Source organism: Streptomyces sp. NPDC055140 (assembly GCF_053607285.1).
Window position 1 is genome coordinate 1 of the sequence record NZ_JBSGTG010000146.1, and the last position, 2,577, is coordinate 2,577.

Genomic DNA, 2,577 nt, shown 5'->3' on the forward strand with positions numbered 1-2,577 from the left:
GTCCCGACGCCTCCGGCATGCGGCGCGCTGTATTCGCCGCATGCCGATACGTGCGGCCCGGCCCGTCGCCCGCGCGCCCCGTCCCCGGCGGGTTGCCCGCCTTACCCGCCCGCTCACCATCGTCCGTGCCACCGGGGAGCGGCCCACCACCCGGCCCGGCCCCACCGACCGGACCCCTGCGGCCGTGCCCCGGCCCTTTGCCACACACGCACCGCACCGAGGAGAACCCCATAGACACCGCACCCACCCCCGCCGAATCCGCCGCCACGGACGCGTTCGCCCTCACCCGCAAGACCGACGACGAAGCCAACGAGACCTGGCTTCTGCTGCACGACGGCGACCTGTTGATCGGGTTCGTGGACATCATCGACCGCAGTTTCGAGCTGTGGATCACGGACATCGCGGTCCACCCCGACTACCGCGGCCGCGGCTTGGGCTCTCGCCTGTTGAACGCCGTCATCCACGAGAACCCCGGATCGGACATCGCGCTCTCCTGCTGCGCCATCACGGTGGACCTGCGGGAGTGGCCGCAGAGCGTTGTCGGCCTGCCGACCGAGGCACTGGCCGCCTGGTACGCCCGGCACGGATTCCGCCCGGTCCCGCACGAGAACGCCGAAGACCGCATGGCCCGCGTCTCGTAACGCCCCCACCACACGGACGCGGCACATGCCGCCCCCACCGGCACCTCCCGGCCCGTCCCGCACCTCGGGGCGGGCCGTCGGCATGCCCGGCCCCCGGCGCCACTCCGCGCGCCGGGGCCGCAGCGCGGCCGGTGCCGCTCAGGTTTGCGTCTCTTGCCGGCCGCCGAGCCACGGTACGGGCACCGGCCCCGCGCCCAGCAGTGACCATCCCGCCTGCTCCCTCGGGGCCGCACCCAAGGGCGTCTGCACGCCCCCTAACCGAGCCTTGACGACGGGACGTTCCGTGACTTCCGATGCCATCCGACCGCACGCCCTCCCCCCGCACACCCTGACCCGACTGAAGCCCGCCGACTGCACAGCCACCCAGTGGCTGACGGCACAGGAGAAGGCCAACGCCGGGAACCGAGTCCTGGCCTTCATCGAGAACGGCCTGCACCTGGATGCCTTCAACGGCGACCTGTACCGCACCTGCTCAACGCACCTGTTCGGCCACAGCGCGCACTTCAACCGGCACGGCTTCGCCGACGTCTGGTTCACCACCCCGGACGACAAGGCCGCCTTCATCCGGCACGCCGTGAACGCCCCTAGTGGCGGTGATCCCGCCTGGACGTGGTCCGACGTCGAGCAGCACCTTCAGCGCACGCTCGCCGACCACCCGCACCTTCAGGAGCCGTCAGCCTGGACCGGTGCCACCCGCCCGCACGACTGCCCCTCATGCCACTGCACCCCCCAGCCACGCAACTGACCCCCCACGCACCCGCTTCACCGGCCCCGGCCCGCCCCCGCGGTCCCGGGGCCGTTCCACGTTCGCTCTCTCCAGCTCCCTGCCTCCCCGCCGCGCCGCCGCTCAGGGTTGCGGCCCTTGCCCCGCGCCCGGCCACGGTACGAAGCACCGGCCCGGGGGAGCGGTGACCCCCTCCTGCCCCTCGGGCCGCCGCCCACACCCCGCCCAGGCAAGGACCCCGTCGTTATGCCCATCACCCTGTTCCGTGCCGCCTACGCCCGACTGTTCCCCTCGCAGGAATCCGCGACGTTCTCCTGCGCCCGGTGCGGTCTGCGCGTCCAGATCACCGACGACCCCAACGGCGTCAACAAGATCCTCAACATCGCCGAAAGCCACCCCTGCAAGAAGGCCCCGGCCGCCGGCGATGCCAAGCCCGCCCCCTCCGCTTCCCCGCACACAGTCCCGGCCACCGAGTTCGCCCGGGCCCTCGCCGACTGGACCCGCACCCACCGACACGCCATCGCAGCTGCCGACAGCGACACCACCTTCGTGCCCGTCACCGTCAACGCCACCACCACCATCGAGGTCCACCCCGGACTCCTGCGCCTGCTCGCCGAGGAGATGCACGCCGCCCTCACCCTCCAGCGCAACTTCCCCGACCTGGACCCTGCCGACCTGGACGCCTACGTCGGCAGCGACGCAGTCATCTACCACGGGCACGGGGAACCCGACTTCGAAGCCACCGCAGAGGACACCGAGCCCCACGAGGACTGCAACGGCCGCCCCCTGTAGCCACCTGTCGCACCCAGGCCGTCGCCTTCCCCGCGTGAGCGCCGGTGCCCGGCCCGAACTCCCGCCACCGGCGCCCGCACCCGGTCCCTGGCCCGCCTCGGTCAGGACCACCGACCCGGAACCCCGCCGCCGACATCCAGTAAGCCCAGCAAGCCGGGATGCCAGCCCCGAGAGCCCAGGGGACGACATGCCCCCGCCCGTCGCTTCGCCGGTTCGCGGTCCCGTCCTGCCCTGGCAGGCGGGGCCGCACGTATACGCGCACCTCACCCTGTTGCCGCGCTTGCCCCGCGCCGGGTGAAGGTGCTGCCACCCCGAGCCACCGTGCGCCGCTGAGCCGCCACGCGTTGAGAGGACCACCCCATGGTTTCCGAGTCCACCCCACTGCACCAGGCGCAGGAAGCGATCGACCGTCTGACCGAA

General features: G+C 72.5%; 3 protein-coding genes. All 3 read left to right on the top strand.

The features are described from left to right. The first annotated feature begins 197 nt into the window (after positions 1-197). Positions 198-641 carry a GNAT family N-acetyltransferase gene (locus ACWFR4_RS48385; RefSeq protein WP_453658323.1) on the top strand — a complete coding sequence of 148 codons (444 nt, stop codon included), beginning with the start codon at positions 198-200 and terminating at the stop codon, positions 639-641. 283 nt (positions 642-924) lie between these two features. After that, positions 925-1,386, top strand: a complete 462-nt coding sequence (locus tag ACWFR4_RS48390) for a hypothetical protein (protein WP_453658325.1) — start codon at positions 925-927, stop codon at positions 1,384-1,386. 225 nt (positions 1,387-1,611) lie between these two features. Beyond that, a complete protein-coding gene (locus tag ACWFR4_RS48395; RefSeq protein WP_453658327.1) occupies positions 1,612-2,157 on the top strand; it encodes a hypothetical protein in 546 nt (181 codons plus the stop codon). Positions 2,158-2,577 lie beyond the last annotated feature (420 nt).

What these genes read in the sequence shown, in the direction of transcription:
- ACWFR4_RS48395 (WP_453658327.1), top strand. Translation starts at nt 1,612, where the DNA reads ATGCCCATCACCCTGTTCCGTGCCGCCTACGCCCGACTGTTCCCCTCG.